This is a genomic window from Ectobacillus sp. JY-23, assembly GCF_023022965.1.
In the GTDB taxonomy this organism is placed as follows: domain Bacteria; phylum Bacillota; class Bacilli; order Bacillales; family Bacillaceae_G; genus Ectobacillus.
The window spans coordinates 674,930-693,837 of the sequence record NZ_CP095462.1; the positions used below are offsets into that span (position 1 = coordinate 674,930).

Annotated in this window: 15 protein-coding genes and 1 riboswitch; of the genes, 1 reads left to right on the forward strand and 14 read right to left on the reverse strand. The window is 39.3% G+C overall.

All coding sequences use genetic code 11. From position 1 onward, the window contains the following. Window positions 1-795: 795 nt before the first annotated feature. The 5 genes from MUG87_RS03510 to MUG87_RS03530 form a co-directional block, all read right to left on the reverse strand. A complete protein-coding gene (locus tag MUG87_RS03510) occupies window positions 796-2,001 on the reverse strand; it encodes a branched-chain amino acid ABC transporter substrate-binding protein (RefSeq protein ID WP_247085570.1) in 1,206 nt (401 codons plus the stop codon). A 193-nt stretch (window positions 2,002-2,194) separates the two neighbouring features. Further along, window positions 2,195-3,814 carry an ABC-F family ATP-binding cassette domain-containing protein gene (locus MUG87_RS03515; RefSeq protein ID WP_247085572.1) on the reverse strand — a complete coding sequence of 540 codons (1,620 nt, stop codon included), beginning with the start codon at window positions 3,812-3,814 and terminating at the stop codon, window positions 2,195-2,197. A 160-nt stretch (window positions 3,815-3,974) separates the two neighbouring features. Next, window positions 3,975-4,202, reverse strand: coding sequence for a helix-turn-helix domain-containing protein (locus MUG87_RS03520; protein ID WP_164464169.1), 228 nt, complete (start codon window positions 4,200-4,202; stop codon window positions 3,975-3,977). A 188-nt stretch (window positions 4,203-4,390) separates the two neighbouring features. Next, window positions 4,391-5,086, reverse strand: a complete 696-nt coding sequence (locus tag MUG87_RS03525; RefSeq protein WP_247085574.1) for a phosphopantothenoylcysteine decarboxylase domain-containing protein — start codon at window positions 5,084-5,086, stop codon at window positions 4,391-4,393. Between the two features lie 66 nt (window positions 5,087-5,152). Then, on the reverse strand, window positions 5,153-5,314 hold the full coding sequence (locus tag MUG87_RS03530; protein WP_247085576.1) for a hypothetical protein: 162 nt from the start codon (window positions 5,312-5,314) through the stop codon (window positions 5,153-5,155). A gap of 141 nt (window positions 5,315-5,455) precedes the next feature. Next, window positions 5,456-5,552, forward strand: a riboswitch (SAM riboswitch). Window positions 5,553-5,619: 67 nt separating this feature from the next. Here MUG87_RS03530 and msrA point away from each other — a divergent pair. Then, entirely contained in the window at window positions 5,620-6,162 is a 543-nt protein-coding gene (msrA, locus tag MUG87_RS03535) for a peptide-methionine (S)-S-oxide reductase MsrA (RefSeq protein ID WP_247085578.1), read from the forward strand. A gap of 370 nt (window positions 6,163-6,532) precedes the next feature. On the opposite strand, the gene MUG87_RS03540 is transcribed toward msrA, so the two are convergent. From MUG87_RS03540 to MUG87_RS03580, 9 genes are all read right to left on the reverse strand, one after another. Then, window positions 6,533-7,237, reverse strand: coding sequence for an ABC transporter ATP-binding protein (locus MUG87_RS03540; protein ID WP_247085580.1), 705 nt, complete (start codon window positions 7,235-7,237; stop codon window positions 6,533-6,535). Continuing rightward, complete coding sequence (locus MUG87_RS03545) at window positions 7,227-8,027, reverse strand: ABC transporter ATP-binding protein (RefSeq protein WP_247085582.1); 801 nt, start codon at window positions 8,025-8,027, stop codon at window positions 7,227-7,229. Before MUG87_RS03545 ends, MUG87_RS03540 begins: the two co-directional genes overlap by 11 nt. Before the next feature lie 12 nt (window positions 8,028-8,039). Continuing rightward, entirely contained in the window at window positions 8,040-9,299 is a 1,260-nt protein-coding gene (locus MUG87_RS03550) for a branched-chain amino acid ABC transporter permease (RefSeq protein WP_247085584.1), read from the reverse strand. A 10-nt stretch (window positions 9,300-9,309) separates the two neighbouring features. Further along, window positions 9,310-10,296 (reverse strand): branched-chain amino acid ABC transporter permease, encoded by a 987-nt coding sequence (locus tag MUG87_RS03555; RefSeq protein WP_247085586.1) that lies wholly within the window; start codon window positions 10,294-10,296, stop codon window positions 9,310-9,312. A gap of 405 nt (window positions 10,297-10,701) precedes the next feature. Then, window positions 10,702-11,907: a branched-chain amino acid ABC transporter substrate-binding protein gene (locus tag MUG87_RS03560; RefSeq protein WP_247085588.1), complete on the reverse strand. Its 1,206-nt coding sequence runs from the start codon at window positions 11,905-11,907 to the stop codon at window positions 10,702-10,704. Between the two features lie 460 nt (window positions 11,908-12,367). Beyond that, complete coding sequence (gene parC, locus MUG87_RS03565) at window positions 12,368-14,779, reverse strand: DNA topoisomerase IV subunit A (protein ID WP_247085590.1); 2,412 nt, start codon at window positions 14,777-14,779, stop codon at window positions 12,368-12,370. 1 nt (window position 14,780) lies between these two features. Continuing rightward, entirely contained in the window at window positions 14,781-16,736 is a 1,956-nt protein-coding gene (gene parE / locus MUG87_RS03570; RefSeq protein ID WP_281503674.1) for a DNA topoisomerase IV subunit B, read from the reverse strand. 530 nt (window positions 16,737-17,266) lie between these two features. Beyond that, a complete protein-coding gene (locus MUG87_RS03575) occupies window positions 17,267-17,677 on the reverse strand; it encodes a CoA-binding protein (RefSeq protein WP_247085592.1) in 411 nt (136 codons plus the stop codon). A 20-nt stretch (window positions 17,678-17,697) separates the two neighbouring features. Continuing rightward, window positions 17,698-18,870 (reverse strand): S1C family serine protease, encoded by a 1,173-nt coding sequence (locus MUG87_RS03580; RefSeq protein ID WP_247085594.1) that lies wholly within the window; start codon window positions 18,868-18,870, stop codon window positions 17,698-17,700. Window positions 18,871-18,908: the final 38 nt, after the last annotated feature.

The following is an 18,908-nucleotide window of genomic DNA, read 5'->3' on the forward strand; positions in this document are numbered from 1 at the left end:
TCTTCTGACAATAGAAAATTTCTGTTAATTCTATGAATATTTCGAGATAAAATTATCAGAAAATTTCTATTAGTTTATATTCTACTAAATTTTGAAGATTTGTAAAGTACTATTCGTAAAAAATTTTAAAATTTTATTTTATTACTGTAATATTTATCACTAGATTGTAAAAACAAGGAATTTAATCAACTAAATATATCCATATTTAAACAAGAATTGCATATTCCATTAGTTCTACTGCATGAAAAATAAAGATAACTCTATTTTCTTTGTTCTGTTTATGCATGCTCATACATTACCTTTTTCTCCTTTCCCTCTTAAAAGCTTGTATTCTACGATACATCCCTATGAATATATAGCTCTTTTACTAATTTAATGACATAAAAATTATTATTTATTACGAGTGTACATATTATTTATATTAGAGCAGGTTAGATCCTACATATAGTTTCCTTACCTACAGGTTTGTTAAAATCTTCAATTGCATATCTATTTTATAAAAAGATATAGAGGTGGTGCATATACAAAATTCAAAAATAAATCCTACAGATATTCTTGTAGTATAAGAAAGGTGCTACAAGGCCTATTTACCTCTTCCTCATGTAGGTATCAAGAAGTCTCCCTTACACGAAGAAATAAGTCTTTATATTGGAAAGGCTCCCTCAAAGAGTAATTTTTTTGTAATGCTTTGTTAAAGTTCGTTGTTGATTTCCCTTACAGAGGCTCGCTTTCTACGTGCAGTCAGGAAGCCTATATCACACAAAAACAAGGCGCCCGATTGGACGCCTCTCTCTTTTACTTACTCACTTCGCCTTGCTGCTTACCAGGATACGAACCGTCTTCAAACTTATAGATGTATACCTTTGCATTTTTATTGTCCCCTTTTTCATCAAAGCTTACGTTCGTAATTACACCGTCGAAAGATGTCACACCGCGTACTGCATCACGAACCTGTTCTCTTGTCGGCATCTTTCCGCCGTTTTTCTGCAGCGCCTCTTTAATACCTTGTAAAATTACAGCCGCAGAATCATAACCATATGCAGAAAATGCTTCGATATCTTTGTTGAATTTCTTTTTATAGTCATCCACAAATGCTTTTCCTTTTTCTGTTGTGCTTGGTGATGTGGCAACTGTTGTATAATACGTGTCTTTTAAAGCATCCTTAGCGACTTCAGCCATTGTCGGGGAGTCGATACCGTCACCACCCATGATTGGCACCTTAATACCTTTTTCACGTGCCTGTTTAACTAAAATACTTCCTTCTGCGTACAAGCCGCCAAAATAAACAAGATCAGGCTTTTTCGCAACCACTTGGTTCAATACGCCATTAAAATCTTTCTCACCAATTGTAATCCCTTCATAACCAACTACTTTGGCACCTATTTTTTCAGCCTCTTTTTTAAATGCATCCGCCAAACCTTGTCCATATGCAGTTTTGTCTTGAATGATAAAGATATTAGCTGCCTTTAATGTGTCTACTGCGTATTTCGCAGCAGCTGGACCTTGAAAATCATCACGTGCTACGAGACGAGCTACTGATTTTAACCCTCGCTCTGTTAAATCTACCGCCGTGCTGGATGGAGATACCATAACTAAATTTTGCTTTTCATACGTTTCGGAAGCAGCAATAGAAACACCAGACATCAAATGCCCTACTACACCGAAAACCGCTTTATCTGCTGTAATTGTTTGGGCATTGGCAACGCCCTTTTTTGGGTCCCCTTGGTCATCATATGGTACAAATTGCAAATCAAATCCAAGCTTTTTAAATTCTTCTTTTTGCTTTTCCACAGCTAGTTGCGCACCTAGCTTCATCGATTCACCAAAAGAAGCGGAACCACCAGAAAGTGGAGACTGCGATACAATTTTAATGACCTTGCTATCATTCTTGGCACCTGTCGTCGTTGTCGAGCTTGTCTTTTCGTTGCCTCCGCATCCCGCTAGCAACCCGCTCATGAGAACACCTGCCAACATCATGGATATGCTTTTTTTTCGCTTCATACTTGTACCCCCCGAGTAATATTATTCTGAATATTTTAAATATTATATTATTAATACAAATTAGACAAGAGGTATTTGAAATGTTTCAAACAAATTTGTAGTACAATTTAAACTTTTTACTCAAATACATACCAATATAACAAAGTGCCTTTATCCAAACAAAAAAACTTGCGCGATTGCGCAAGTTTTTTATTTAAGCATACATTTCTTCCAAGCGTTTTTGTAACTCCTCATTTTCCAAATACTCATCATACGTCGTTTGCCTATCCATCACACCACTTGGCGTAATTTCAATAATGCGGTTTGCAACTGTCTCTACAAACTGATGGTCATGTGATGTAAATAAAATTGTACCCTTAAACGCCATTAAACCGTTGTTCAGAGCTGTAATAGACTCCAAATCCAAGTGGTTTGTCGGTTCATCAAACAGCAAAACATTTGCACCACTTAGCATCATTTTAGACAACATACAACGAACTTTCTCTCCTCCGGAAAGGACACTTGCTTTTTTCAATACTTCTTCACCGGAGAATAACATTCTACCAAGGAAACCACGTAAAAAGCTTTCCGACTCGTCTTGCGGCGAAAATTGACGAAGCCATTCTACAAGCGTCAAATCACTGCCTTCAAAATATTCGGAGTTATCCTTAGGGAAATATGCTTGACTCGTTGTCACACCCCATTTATACGTGCCTGCGTCAGGCTCCATTTCACCGGACAAAATTTTAAATAACGTTGTGTTTGCAGCTTCGTTGCGACCCACGAACGCAATTTTATCTCCTTTATTTACAGTGAAACTGACATTATCCAATACCTTTTCACCGTCAATTGTTTTTGTCAATCCTTCTACGCGAAGCAAATCATTTCCTACTTCACGGTTTGGTGTAAATCCAACAAAAGGATAGCGGCGAGAAGACGGACGAATATCATCAAGGGTAATTTTATCCAAAAGCTTTTTACGTGATGTCGCTTGTTTCGCTTTAGATGCGTTAGAGCTAAAGCGCGCAATAAAGCCTTGGAGTTCTTTAATTTTTTCTTCTTTCTTCTTATTTGCATCTTGTGCCAACTTTAATGCTAACTGACTAGACTCATACCAGAAGTCATAGTTACCTACATAAATTTGAATACGTCCGAAATCCAAGTCGGCCATATGTGTACAAACTTTGTTTAAGAAATGACGATCATGGGAAACGACAATAACTGTATTCTCAAAATTCATTAAAAAGTTCTCTAGCCAGCGAATTGCTTTAATGTCCAAGTGGTTCGTTGGCTCGTCCAAAAGAAGGATATCTGGCTTACCGAACAATGCTTGCGCAAGCAACACTTTCACTTTCTCTCCGCCCGTAAGTTCAGCCATTGTTTTGTAGTGAAGATCTTCATCAATACCTAAACCTTTTAATAAGATTGCTGCATCTGCTTCTGCTTCCCAACCATTCATTTCAGCAAACTCGCCCTCTAGTTCAGCTGCGCGCATGCCATCTTCGTCACTGAAGTCTTCTTTCATGTAAATCGCATCTTTTTCTTGCATAACTTGATACAAGCGAGCATGTCCCATAATAACTGTTTGCAACACTTGGTACTCTTCGTATTCAAAGTGGTTCTGCTTTAATACAGCTAGGCGTTCGCCTGGTGTGATAATCACGTCGCCTGTATTAGGTTCAATTTCGCCAGATAAAATTTTTAAAAACGTAGATTTTCCGGCACCATTTGCACCAATTAAACCATAGCAATTCCCTGGTGTAAACTTAATGTTTACATCGTCAAACAATTTACGATCTCCGTATCTTAAACTTACATTACTTACTTGAATCAATGTTCATTTCCTCCAAATCGTTTTATCTACACATACATTCTACTATACCATGTATAGCAAGGAGAAGAAAGAGCAAAGCCTTTCTCTACCTTAGAGTGGTACTTGCTAATGAAAAAAGACGTTGATTATCAACGTCTTTTTTCATTTCATGAGAAGATCATTACAAATTAAGAGATTGAAAGAATTCACCTAAGCTGATACCAAGCGCCAAACAGATTTTTTGCAAGGATGCAATAGTTGCACCACGCTGCCCTCTCTCCACCATACCGATGAAGTTTTTATGAAGGTTAGACTGCTCCGCCAAATCCGCTTGTGACAACCCATTCTTCATTCTTTCTGATTTAATCGTGCTCCCGATTTTCACCAGTAATTGTTCTTCTGTTTGCATTTTTAATCACCCGAACATAACAATTTGTGAAAAGCTGAATGCAGCCCCGCCTTTGAACCCTTCTCCCTGAAATCCCCATATTCCCGTAAAGATTACTAGCTTTTTCTAAGTACATACTATATCAAACCAACTTTTATTGCACAATATATATCTCAAAAAAAGCTTAAAATTGATAATGTTGCACACGATTATAGTGTATAACTAAACATGGAAAGATGCTCTGCAATGCATTGTAGCAAGCGCTTTGCAGTTTCTTCTTTTCCTTCACACATCGTTACATGTCCCTCTTTGTCTACGATGTAATGAACTGCTTCAGTTGTATACAGTGAATCGGATGCATTTGCCACCATAAGTTCTGCCCTCGAACTTTTCATACGAAGATTTGCTCTTTCTAACAACACTTCTCGTTCTACATCACTTTCTAGTTTAAATCCAACCAAAAGTGATGCTGGGCTCCATTCTTTAATAAAGTTAATCACTTTAGGTGCTTTTTTAAAGTGAATAATAGGTGGGTGGTCACTAGAAATTTTACCTTTATTCGGTAATTCTTCACCAGCTGGTGTCACCATCTTGTCGACAATCCAATCAGACCCTGCAGCTGCCATAATCACAGCATCCACACGCTCATTTGTAACAATCTCTTTGACTTTGTCACTCAAATCTAAAATTCCCTCAAACGTACATGTTTGCAAAAGTTGTCCGGTTTTTACTACTGGTTTTTTAGCGAAATACCCATGTAAGTAAATGACACGTGCACCAAGAGACAGTGCTTCTTCTGCCAATAAGCTTCCAATCGTTCCTTTCGCCATATTTGTGTGACCGCGCACATTGTCCCACTTTTCTAAGCAACCGCCACTTGTAATTAGAATAGTTTTTCCCTTCATACTCTTCACCCTTTACCTTTTTCTTTTATATTACGAAAAAAACAAACATTTTCCTACGTTTTTCAATTATTGAGGTCGACTTTGCTTGGTAGCACCAGCAAAAATCCACCCTTGTTGTTCTACAAATTGGGTAAAGGCCTGCAAAAATTCCTCGTGAGAAACTTCCCCTTCATCGCCATTTACCAACACTATCCCTTCTATTTCCACACCACTTTTATTTTGCCTCATACTCATTCCTCCGTGATCTAATTTTTTCTTGCAGTGAAGGGCGTTACCTCTTTAAACAACTGCAATCAAATAATTTGTTGTTAGTATGTGCAAAAAAATTTGTACTTACTGCATGTATCTTATATAATAAAGCTTACATAATTCTTATCCAGAGAGGTCTAGGGATCGGCCCGTTAAAGCCTCGGCAACCCCGTTATGGAAGGTGCCAACTCCGGCAGGTAATCCTGCAAGATAAGAAGAAGACTTTGGACGCAAAATCCCTTCTTCGCTCATGAAGAAGGGATTTTTTTAATGAAAGGATGAGGATGATGACAAAACAATACGAACTCGCAACATTTGCTGGTGGCTGCTTTTGGTGTATGGTAAAACCTTTTGATGAACTACCAGGTATTCATAACGTAGTCTCTGGCTACAGCGGGGGACATGTAGAAAATCCAACTTACGAACAGGTAAAAACCGGTACAACAGGTCATTATGAAGTTGTACAAATTACATTTGACCCCGATGTATTTCCTTATGAAAAGTTATTATCTTTATATTGGCCCCAAATTGATCCGACTGATGCGGAAGGTCAGTTTTTTGATCGCGGTCCGCAATATCGTGCTGCTATTTTTTATCACAATGACAAGCAAAAACAAGCCGCTCAAAAGTCTAAACAAGAACTAATTGTCAGTGGTCAATTCAACAAGCCCATTGTAACAGAAATTTTACCCGCTTCTCCGTTTTACGAAGCCGAAGAATATCATCAGCACTTCTATAAAAAGAATCCAGAAAAATATAAACAAGAGCGTGTTGAATCCGGTCGCGACGCCTTCATTGCCGAGCATTGGGCACAAGAAACGAAATGAGTTTCCCAATATTACCCGTACATATTTTTTTGCTCACAAGAAGCTAAGAAAAAAGTAGGTGATATTATGGCATACGAAACTTTATTCTCCCATTTTATCGGGACACAGCGCGTTACACGTTTACGTCATTCTGAAACTGGCGCATTATAGACTACACACCAGATGCGCCCGGCAATCCAATCTCTCCAGACATACAACAGTACGTGCGAGCGCATCTTGACCAAATTAGTAGCGGTGATACCGATTATGACGGTTTAATCTTGTAAAGTTTTACTTTTTCATTAGATATTGCTAAAGCTTTCTATGGGTAAAGAGAACTTTAACAAAGACTTTCATAAAAGAAAAGAAGCTCCTTGGAGCTTCTTTTCTTTTATGCTAAATACGCTTCTTTTACAATATCATCGTTCATAAGTACACGACCCTCACCGACCATTTTGATTTCGCCGGTCTGAATGACGTATCCCCGATGCGCAATTTGTAAAGCTTGATACGCATTTTGCTCAACAAGTAAAATGGTCATTCCTTCTTTATTAAGTTCATGGATAATTTCAAAAATTTGTTCTACAACAATTGGGGCAAGTCCCATGGACGGCTCATCGAGCATTAATAAATGAGGACCACTCATTAATGCACGACCGATTGCAAGCATTTGTTGCTCACCGCCACTCATTGTACCGCCTAACTGATTTATGCGTTCTTTTACGCGTGGAAAGTAATGAAAAACCCGTTCCATTCTTTCACCAATCACCTTTTTATCTTTTACCGAAAATGCTCCCATTTCTAAATTTTCTCGAACAGTAAGTCGTGGAAAAATGCGGCGCCCTTCTGGAACATGAGCAATACCAGATATGGCAGTAACATGAGGTGGCTGTTTTGTAATATCATTTCCTTCAAAGATAATTTGTCCAGTTTTTGGTATAACTTGCCCACTAATTGTTTTAAGCGTTGTTGATTTACCCGCACCATTACTGCCGATAAGTGTTACAATCTCTCCTTTATCTACACGGACATTAAGACCCTTTAGGGCATGAATGCCACCATAGTACGCATTAATATCTTTGAGTTCAATTAACATTCTGTCCCCTCCCCTCGTTCGCAACCACGGCACTTTTTCCAAGGTACGCTTCAATCACATTTCGGTTGTTACGAATCTCAACAGGTTTTCCTTCTGCAATTTTCTCGCCGTGATCGAGTACTACAATATGTTCAGAAATTTCCATAACAAGCTTCATATCATGTTCAATTAGTACGATTGTTACATCAAGTTCTTCTCGCATACGATAAATTAAGTCCGTAAGTTCCTTTGTTTCCTTAGGGTTCATACCTGCTGCAGGTTCATCAAGTAGCAACAACTTTGGCTTTGTCGCCAGTGCTCTGGCAATTTCAAGGCGACGCTGTGCACCGTACGATAAATTTTGCGCTTCTTCATTAAAAAATTCCGCCAGCCCTACATATTCAAGCAAGCGATAGCCTTCTTTTTTCGCATCCGCTTCTTCCTTTCTAACATGCGGCAATGCCAAAAGTGTACCAAGGAATGTACCTTTTAAATGATTATGAAAGCCCACCATAACGTTTTCCAGAACCGTCATTTCATTAAACAAACGAATATTTTGAAAGGTACGCGAAATACCGCATTTAGAAATATCATGAGGTTTCAATCCAACAAGCGCATAATTGCCAAGACTAATCTCACCTTCGTCTGGCTTATATACGCCAGTAATCATATTAAAAAAAGTCGTTTTGCCGGCGCCATTTGGACCGATAACCGCTGTAATAGACCCGCGCTTTACTGTCATATCAACATCTTTGACTGCAGTTAGACCGCCAAATCGCTTTGTTAGGCCTTTTACTGTTAAAATATTCATATTGATCCCTCCTTACGCGCCGAACGCTTTTTCTTTGGATTTTGGCGGTATATCATCTGTAACCTCTGCTATGCTCAGCTTGCGATTTTTCGCAGGAATTAAGCCTTGCGGACGATACAATGCAAATAAAATGAGAATGCCACCAAAGATGAATCGCTGCATTTTTGCAGGTGACAGAGCATCCGGAATGGTTAATACACCATTCATACTCAATTGATTTAACCAGTTTGTAATTTCTGTGAGCACCTGCAAGTTCAAAATTGTCATAACCGCAGCACCGAGAATAACCCCAGGTACACTGCCCATACCGCCTAAAATCACCATAACTAGGATGGTAATGGATTCAAGCAATGTAAAGCTAGTCGGATCTACGAAGGTTTGCTTAGCTGCAAATACGACACCCATCATACCGGAGAATGAAGCGCCAATTGCAAATGCTAAAAGTTTCGTACGCACTAGATGAATCCCCATCGCCTGCGCAGCAATTTCATTTTCCCGAACCGCTTTCCATGAACGACCTATTTTAGAATACTCTAACCGTCTTACACCGAATATAACAAAAAGCAGGATGGCCAGGACAATATAGTAAAATTGACTGGAATTATTCAGCGTCATACCGAATAGCTCAGGTGATTTAATAGAGGACAACCCCATCGCACCGTTTGTAATGTTAACCGGCTTGTCCAAGTTATTAAATACAATGCGAATAATTTCACCGAATCCAAGGGTTACAATTGCCAAATAATCTCCTTTTACACGTAAAACAGGAATACCGAGAAGTACGCCCATAATAGCTGCCATTAAGCAACCGAGCAGAATAAAAATCCAAAAACTTTCACCCGACAATGGGTATTGACCGAATGGCATAAAATTATTGGCCTGCGCCGTTGCAAAAATACCATACGTGTAGGCTCCTACAGCAAAGAAAGCAACAAAACCAAGATCGAGAAGACCTGCAAAGCCAACTACAATATTAAGACCTAACGCCATTGCCACATAAATACCAACCAATGTCGCCACTTCCATATACGCCTCGTAGGAAGGACCTCCATTCGCTGAAAACGGCAATAATATCACCATGACGAACAAACCAATCAACCATTTCACCTTCCCAGAAAATCTCGTGAAGTATAATAGTAAAAGAGAAAGCAATAGAAGTAAAAATGCAGTAACGGATTTTTGAGCAAAATAGAGACTTAAAGATGTAACGAGTACATATACAGCAAGAAACACAGCCTGTAGCATCTTATTTTCCTTTAGGTTTGTCAACATATTCTCTCACCTACACTTTCTCTGTAACTGCTTTTCCAAAAATACCTTCCGGCTTGAAAATCAGTACCAAAATTAAAATTGCAAATGCAAATACATCTTTATATTCTCCTCCAAGGACACCGCCTGAGAGAATGGACAGATTCGCTGCTGCAAACATTTCTAGTAACCCTAGCAAAATGCCTCCAAACATCGCGCCGCGGATATTCCCAATACCGCCAAGCACTGCTGCGGTAAATGCTTTTAACCCTAAAATAAAACCAATATAAGGATCAATCGTACCATACTGTACTGCAAACAAGACGCCAGTCGCACCGCCAAGTGCCGATCCAACAAAGAAAGTTAAAGAAATTACCTTGTTTACATTGACGGACATCAACGCGGCGGTTTCACGATCTTGCGCTACGGCACGCATCGCCATCCCCCATTTTGTGCGATTAATGAAAAAGTCTAAAGCAAACATCATGATAATGGCTGTAACAATGAGAATAATTGAAGATGACTTGAGTTGCGCATTGTTAAATGTCGAAAAAAGAGAAGATGCTTCAACAGTAACTTGATTTGTAAATAAACTAGGACCTGTAATGATATAATTTCCCTTTTTCAGTTCTGCGATAAAACGAACTAAGTCCTGAAGTAAGAAAGATACCCCAATTGCTGTGATTAACGTGATGAGTTTAGGAGCTTTCCGCAACGGACGATAAGCAACCCTCTCAATTCCCATTCCAAGAAAGCCTGTTAGTACAGATGTTACAACAAGAACTAGAACAAGAGCCAATAGCGCTGGCATTGCGCCCATCACTCCTAATCCTGTCATTGTCAAGAAAATTGCAGTACCGATAAAGGCACCTGTCATAAAGATCTCACCATGAGCAAAATTGATGAGCTCTAAAATTCCGTATACCATTGTATAACCTAAAGCGACAATGGCATAAACAGCACCCAGTGTGAGACCGTCAAGCAAGACTTGCGGCAACGTGTGCAAAATTTCTGTTAGCATGCATTTCCCTCTCTTTCATAAAAGTATCTAAGTCTTGGGGTATATCTATATAAACTCCAATCATGCTGCTATATGTACAAGTAGACGAGCTAACATTCTTTTAGTTGAGAAAGAAAGATGCGGTCAGAAGTTATAAGAAGCTTGCACTAGCTAAAATCATGAATATCCGATGAACGAATCGCGCACTTTCATTTCTGGTTTTGATATGTTAGAAAGGTTACTTATGCTTTTATGCAGGGCATAATTGAATTTATATAAAATTTAGAAAATTTATAATATTTTAATAAGATACTAAATAATTTTTCGACAAATGACAACCTTTTTCTAAAAAAGGCTTTTCGACAAATTTCAACTCTTAGGATATCTACACAAAATAAGTGCGAGGCAGCACCTCGCACTTGTGCACTACTTGTTTTCGATTTCCCCCTCTTGTTTACCTGGGTATTTTTGCTCATTGAACTTATAAATATATACTTTGGAATATTTGTTATCACCTTTTTCATCAAATCCAACCTTTGTTACTGCGCCCTCGTAATTAGAGGTTTTACGAACCGCATCACGAACTTGTTCGCGCGTAGGCAATTTATTGCCGTTATCCTTAATTGCTGTTTTTAAGCCTTCTAAAAGAACCCCTGCCGCATCATATCCGTAAGCGGAATACCCCTCTACTTCCTTACCGAATTTCTTTTTGTAAGTTTCCGCAAACTTTTTTCCTGATTCTGACTTCATTGGGTCAGCTGCAATAGAGGTATAGTATGTGTTTTTGATTGTGGTACCCGCAATCTCTACTAGGGAGGAAGAATCAATGCCATCTCCACCCATAATTGGGATATCCAAACCTTTATCACGCGCTTGCTTTACCAAAAGACCCGCTTCAGCGTACAAACCGCCAAAATAAATTAAATCCGGCTTCTTTGCCAACACTTTATTCAATACCCCATTAAAATCTTTTTCTCCCACTGTAATAGACTCGTGACCTAGGATTTTACCGCCTTCTTTCTCGACAGCTTGCTCAAACGCTTTAGCCAAACCCGTTCCATATGCTGTTTTATCATCAATCACAAAAATGTTTTTCGCATTTAATGTTTTAACTGCATGAGTTGCACCCGCAGGTCCTTGGAAATCATCACGAGCACAAATACGGTTAACCGATTTCAGTTTTCGATCTGTTACATCTGTTGCTGTATTTACCGGAGAAACCATAACAAGATTGTTTTTCTCATATACTTCAGAGGATGGAATCGCAACCCCCGAATTCAAGTGGCCAACAACACCAAGAACAGCTTTGTCAGCCCCGACAAGCTGCGCATTGGCAACCCCTTTTTTCGGGTCAGCCTGATCGTCATACGGAACAAGCTGTAACTCAAATCCTAGTTTTTTAAATTCTTCTTTTTGTTCTTCCAGTTTCAATTGTGCACCAAGCTTAATAGCTTCTCCTTGTGTAGCTGAGGCGCCGGATAACGGAGACTGCGTCACAATTTTAATTACCTTGCTATCTCCGCTTCCCGATGTTCCTGCTGTCGGTTCCGATTGTTTGCTGCCGCACCCTGCCAATATACCCATAAATAGGGATGTAGACAGAACTAGTGCCATTCCTTTTTTTAACGTCACTGAAGTTCCTCCTTATTTTTTAAATATTAAAAATATTTAGTTAAATAATAAGTGAATTTGTAGAAATGTACAATCCTATATTTTTATACAAATTTAGACATACAGTGTGTGAAATTTTAAAAAGTGCAACACTATTTTTTGTTGTTCTATATAAATCGCGTCTATCCATAAAGGTTATTTAACGAAATGAAATTTCATTTCTTTTTGCATACTTATACAAAGACTTTATAAGTGCTCCTTGTTAATTTTAGCTGCTGGAGTTTGCTTTCTATGAAAGTCACTCCTTTTACTCTCCTTAAGACATCCCAATGATCAAAGTCAATCTTTATAAAAGCTATAAAAGAAACAAAAAAGGAGCATTCCTACATATTGTTAGAAATGCTCCTACTTCAAATATTTCTTGTTTAGTTGATTGCATTAAGACCTCGTATTCATAATCAACAACAAGTCTTAATTTCTATTATCGATTTTCCAACCAAACTTCTAAAACAGCATTGCTGCCACTGTCGACAAGAGGACTACCGTTACTGTAACGATCGCGTGGTTTCAACTGCGCTGTTGCTACTTCCTCTATCTCATTATTTGCAAGCTTTACATATAATACTTGCTGTTCTCTCATTACACACACCCCCACGATATAATAGGGATTGGTTTTCACTTCTTTAAAAATTAAATGACCTCGCTTCGCACGATTCGATAAATCAATTTCTTTTACCGCTATCTTTTTAAAGGCACCGCGCTGTGTAATCACTGTTACATATTCATCATCAGCTACACATACGGCTTGCACAACGTAATCGCCATCTTTTAAATTGATTCCTTTTACACCCGCTGCTCGCACGCCAATTGGTGTTACTTCTTCCTCATGAAAACGCAGTGCATAGGCACCGTGCGTGAACAAAATAATGTTGCTTGTACCGTCTGTTGGCTTTACAGCTACAACCTCATCATCACCTTTTACATTTACCGCAACAAGTGCTCGAGAATAACGTTGCACTTTATACTGCTTCAGTTCTGTTTTTTTAATCATACCATTTCGCGTCGTAAATACAAGGTAGCGCTGATCTTCTTCAAAATTTTTAACAATAATAGCTTCAATTAACACTTCATCCCGTTCTAATGCGACAATATTTGTAATATATTGCCCTAAATCTTTCCAACGAATATCCGGCATTTCATATACCGGTAAATATACATAGTTTCCTTTGTTCGTAAACAAAAGCAGTGTATCTGTCGTGTTGCAGTCAAACCGGGCCAACAAACGGTCTCCTTCCTTCATACCGAAGTCCTTACCGTTGGACGCATTATGTGAGCGCCAGCTTGTCCGCTTCACATAACCTTCTGTTGTGATTGTAACTATAACATCTTCTTGCGGAATCATAACTTCCATATCAATTTTAATTTCTTGGATATCACGCTCAACCATTGTTCTACGCTCATCACCATAGCTTTTCTTGACGCGTTTTAAATCTGTTTTAATAACTTGCAACAATTTCTTTTCACTTCCAATAATTGTCTGCAACTCATGAATCTTCTTGGCGAGTTCATCCGCCTCTTTTTGCAGGGCAGTAATATCAGTATTTGTTAAGCGATACAATTGCAAAGACACAATCGCTTCCGCTTGCGCTTCGGTAAACGCAAATGCTGCAATTAAATTATCCTTTGCATCTCGTTTATCTTTTGAGGAACGAATCGTTGCGATGACTTCATCTAGAATAGACAGCGCCTTCATTAAACCAGCCACAATATGTTGACGATCCTCCGCCTTTTTCAAATCAAAGCGTGATCGATTCGTTACTACTTCTTTTTGATGTGTAATATAAGCATCTAATATTTGCAGTAATCCCATCAATTTGGGGCGACGATTGTGAATAGCAACCATATTAAAATTATACGGTACCTGTAAATCCGTAGACTTGTATAAATAATTTAAAATTCCTTCTGCATTGGCTTCCTTTTTCAATTCAATTACAATGCGAAGACCAGTACGGTCTGTTTCATCACGTACCTCTGCAATACCTTCGAGCTTCTTTTCAATACGTAAATCATCCATCTTTTTCACAAGATTGGCTTTATTAATTTCATAAGGTATTTCTGTAATGACGATTTGCTGCCTGCCGCCGCGCATATCCTCAATGACCGCTTTTCCCCGAATAATCATTTTACCGCGACCTGTTTCGTACGCGCGTTTAATACCTTCCATTCCTTGGATAATTCCTCCTGTCGGGAAATCAGGACCGCTCATTACCTGCATAAGATCACTTACCGTACAATCAGGTCGATCAATACGCATCATCACAGCATCAATAACCTCGATTAAGTTATGCGGCGGAATTTCCGTTGCATACCCGGCGGAGATACCTGTAGAGCCATTCACGAGCAAGTTTGGAAAACTTGCAGGCAATACAATTGGCTCTTCGCTTGTATCGTCAAAATTTGGAACAAATTCTACCGTTTGTTTATCAATATCGCGTAACAATTCAGACGCAATTGGCGACAAACGAGCTTCTGTATAACGCATTGCCGCCGCGGGATCGCCGTCGATGCTGCCGTTATTGCCATGCATTTCAACGAGTACGTTACGAACTTTCCAAGTTTGACTCAAGCGAACCATCGCTTCGTACACAGATGTATCACCGTGCGGGTGATAATTACCAATAACATTTCCGACTGTTTTAGCTGCTTTTCGGTACGGTTTATCATGTACATTGCCCTCTACATACATTGAATATAAAATACGGCGCTGCACCGGCTTTAATCCATCACGTGCATCAGGCAATGCACGGTCTTGAATAATATATTTACTATATCGACCAAAGCGATCGCCAATCACGTCCTCAAGAGGTAGATCATGAAATTTCTCTACTTGCATGTTACTCCACCTCCGTTGTAATCATTTCATTTTCTAAAATATTTCCTTCTTCCTGCAATCCGAACTGTACATTACGTTCAATCCATTTACGGCGCGGCTCGACCTTATCACCCATGAGCGTAGTCACGCGACGCTCTGCACGAGCTGCATCATCAATTTTAACACGAATCAACGTGCGTGTTTCCGGGTCCATTGTAGTTTCCCAAAGCTGATCGGCATTCATTTCACCAAGACCTTTGTAGCGCTGAATTGTATAACCTTTACCTATTTTTTTGATTACTACCTGCAATTCTTCATCTGACCAAGCATATAAAATTGTTTCCTTTTTACCGGTACCCTTGCTCACTTTATAAAGAGGCGGCAATGCAATAAATACCTTCCCCGCTTCAATTAAAGGCTTCATATAGCGATAAAAGAATGTGAGCAACAATACTTGAATATGCGCTCCATCCGTATCCGCATCCGTCATGATAACAACTTTATCATAATTGATATCTTCCACTGAGAATTCCACACCAACACCCCCGCCGATAGCATGAATAATCGTGTTAATTTCTTCATTTTTCAGAATATCTGCGAGCTTTGCTTTCTCAGTATTAATGACCTTTCCACGCAAAGGAAGGACTGCTTGAAAACGACGATCACGTCCTTGTTTAGCCGACCCCCCTGCGGAATCACCTTCCACAAGGTACAGCTCGTTTTTTTGCGGATTGCGTGATTGCGCCGGTGTCAATTTACCGCTCAGCGATGTTTCAGAACGTTTTTTCTTCTTACCGCTACGAGCCTCTTCACGTGCTTTTCGAGCAGCTTCACGCGCTTGAAATGCTTTGATAGCCTTTTTAATTAATAAGTTTGCTGATTCTGGATTTTCTTCTAAAAAATATGCTAAATGCTCAGAAACAATTGCGTCTACAGCAGAGCGAGCCTCACTTGTTCCAAGTTTACCTTTTGTCTGCCCTTCAAATTGCAATAATCCTTCCGGAATACGAGTTGATATAATAGCAGAAATGCCTTCTCGAATATCAGAGCCTTCTAAGTTTTTATCTTTCTCTTTCAAAAGTCCCATTTTGCGTGCATATTCATTAAATACACGAGTCGAAGCCGTTTTAAAGCCCGCTTCGTGTGTACCTCCATCCTTCGTACGCACATTGTTGACAAACGATAAAATATTTTCGGAATATCCGTCATTAAATTGAAACGCAACTTCTGCTTCAATCTCATTTTGCATACCTTCAAAATAGACAACAGGATGAAGGACGTCTTTTTCTTCATTTAAATAGGAGACAAAAGCTTGAATACCCGTTTCGTAATGAAAGACATCCTCTAAATCATTGCGCTCATCTTTTAAAGTGATTTTCATGCCTTTTAACAAAAAGGCCGATTCGCGCAAACGTTCACTTAAAGTTTCATAGTTATAATTGGTCGTACTAAAAATGAGGGAATCTGGTTTAAAATGGATTGTTGTTCCGGTTTGTTTCGTCGTTCCTTTTTTCTCCAGTGTGGTGACCGGATTGCCGCCGTTTTCAAAGCGTTGCTCATATATAAAGCCCTCGCGTTTGATTGTTACAACTAACCATTCTGACAGTGCATTTACAACAGATGCACCTACACCATGTAAGCCACCACTCGTTTTATAACCACCTTGTCCAAATTTACCACCCGCATGCAGTACGGTAAGAATAACCTCCGGTGTCGGTTTTCCCATGCGGTGCATACCAGTCGGCATCCCACGTCCTTTATCCTGCACGCTAATACTGTTATCTTTATGTATAATAACTTTAATTTCATTGCCAAATCCGGCCAAAGCTTCATCTACAGAGTTATCTACAATCTCATACACGAGATGGTGCAATCCCCTGCTATCAGTGCTACCGATGTACATACCAGGTCGCTTTCGTACAGCTTCCAGTCCTTCCAGCACCTGAATTGCATCTTCATTATATTGTATATTTGCCAAAGTGCTTACTCCTTTCCTCCGAAAACAAGAACATATGTTTCTTTTATAACATAGCTTATCCGTTTCTGACAAGCATGCATCCATAGGTTGTGTGCCAATATGTCTCAAAATGTTATCTTAATTGACTGCCGTATATATTAGTAATATACAAGGTTGAACAGAAAAATCCTTGTGTATAACAAGGATTCCTCTACGCTACTATTCCAAAAAAAGATACGTTTGTCAATCTTAACTAAGATGACCTATATAAGTTTATGGGGTTTTTCTATAATGATAAATAACAAAAAAACAATAACGAAAGAACGACTGACTAGGTACTTATAATTTAATTCAACACATACTTTTCGTAAGCCCTAGTCATATCATAGCTACAAACTTCACGTTCTGCTTTTCTTCTAAAATGAATATTACTTTTTCTATTTATACTTAAGTTCCAAACATTTTACTCATGAGCCAAATCACAAAAATCCAAAAGGGTGCGACCAAAATCACACCCCATAAACAACCGCGAAAAAAGTTTGTATTCTCCACTACTTTGTTAAAGCATGCTCCACTTTAATACAGCGATCCATGATAACTGTTCGTCCTGTTTCCTTTAAAAATTCGTACGTTGCCTCATCCTGCAGGCCCAGTTGTGCCCAGTACACATCAGCATCAATCTTCATAAACTCATGAGCAACGCCTAATAGGTGCTCAGAACGACGAAACACATTTACAATATCCACGTGACCTTCAATATCCGTTAATGACTTTACTGCTTTTTCTCCCAAAATCATATCCGCATTCGGATTGACTGGAATAATTTTGTACCCAGCATCTTGCATGGCTTTGGATACCATATACGATGTACGTTCCGGATTATCAGAAAGACCAACAACCGCAATACGCTTGCTTCGCTTTAAAATACGACCAATTTCCTCTCGCGTTGGGTTTTTGAACATATAATCTGCCTCCACTCTACCTATTCTGCATTCACATCAAGCGTAATTGTTTTCTCCTGCTTTTGTCCTGCACGATAAAACTCCACTTTCATAGATTCGCCGATTTTTTTCTTATCATACAAATGTTTGCGGAATTGTACCGCATTGCTAATCGCTTGTCCGTCCAACGCCACAATTACATCCAAATCCTTTAGCTCCGCTTTTGCCGCAGGCGAATCCGGTGTAACTGCCATTACAACAACACCACCAGTTATATCTTTTGGTAAGTTTAGTTGTGACAGTCCGTAGCTCGATATTTCATCTAAAGACCTAAGCTGAATGCCCATAAAAGGCCTTTGTACTTTTCCATATTTCTCAATTGATTCCAGTACTGGCTTTGCAACATTCACAGGAATTGCAAAGCCGATTCCTTCTACTTCTTGTTGCGCGATCTTACTAGAGTTAATCCCAATTACTGCACCGTTTGCACTCAGCAATGCGCCACCGCTGTTGCCCGGATTAATAGATGCGTCTGTTTGAATTACCTGTGCCTGCCAGTCCGGGTTACCATCTTCATTAATGTCTACGGGTATTTCACGATCTTTACTGCTAATGATCCCTTCTGTCACAGTACCAGCAAATCCAAGTGGGCTACCAATAGCAACAGCAGTCTCTCCTGCTCGGATTTTATCTGAGTCGCCGAGCGTAGCGATTTTGGTAATTTCACTTCCGTCCACCTCAAGAACAGCCAAATCCAGCCAAGAATCTGTACCAACAAGTTTTGCTTCTAACTTTTTACCGGTACTGAGTACAACTTCCAGTTGCTTCGCACCTTCAACAACATGATTATTGGTAACAATTAATGCCTTATTATTAACCTTTTTATAAATAACACCTGATCCTGTACCAGCTGCCTGTGTCCTATTAGAAAACGGATCGTTGCTTTGATATTTCATTACACTTACGACTGCATCCTTGGCACCTTCCACCATACCAGCAATATCAGTTGCTTTCATGTTTTGCACAACCGGTACAACCGTACCTTCCGATTGCTGTATATTTTGTACACCCTCATCTCCTGGCATATACACCCCTGCCGCTGTAACAGCTACTGCCCCAATTACCGCTCCGACCAGGCCGGTAAAGAAATAGCCTTTTTTGCTGCCTTTTCGTTTCTCGTATCTTGTCATATCAGTTTCGTCATAATATCCCATTCTACTGGCCCCTTTCTTGTAAGTAAACTCAGTGTAAT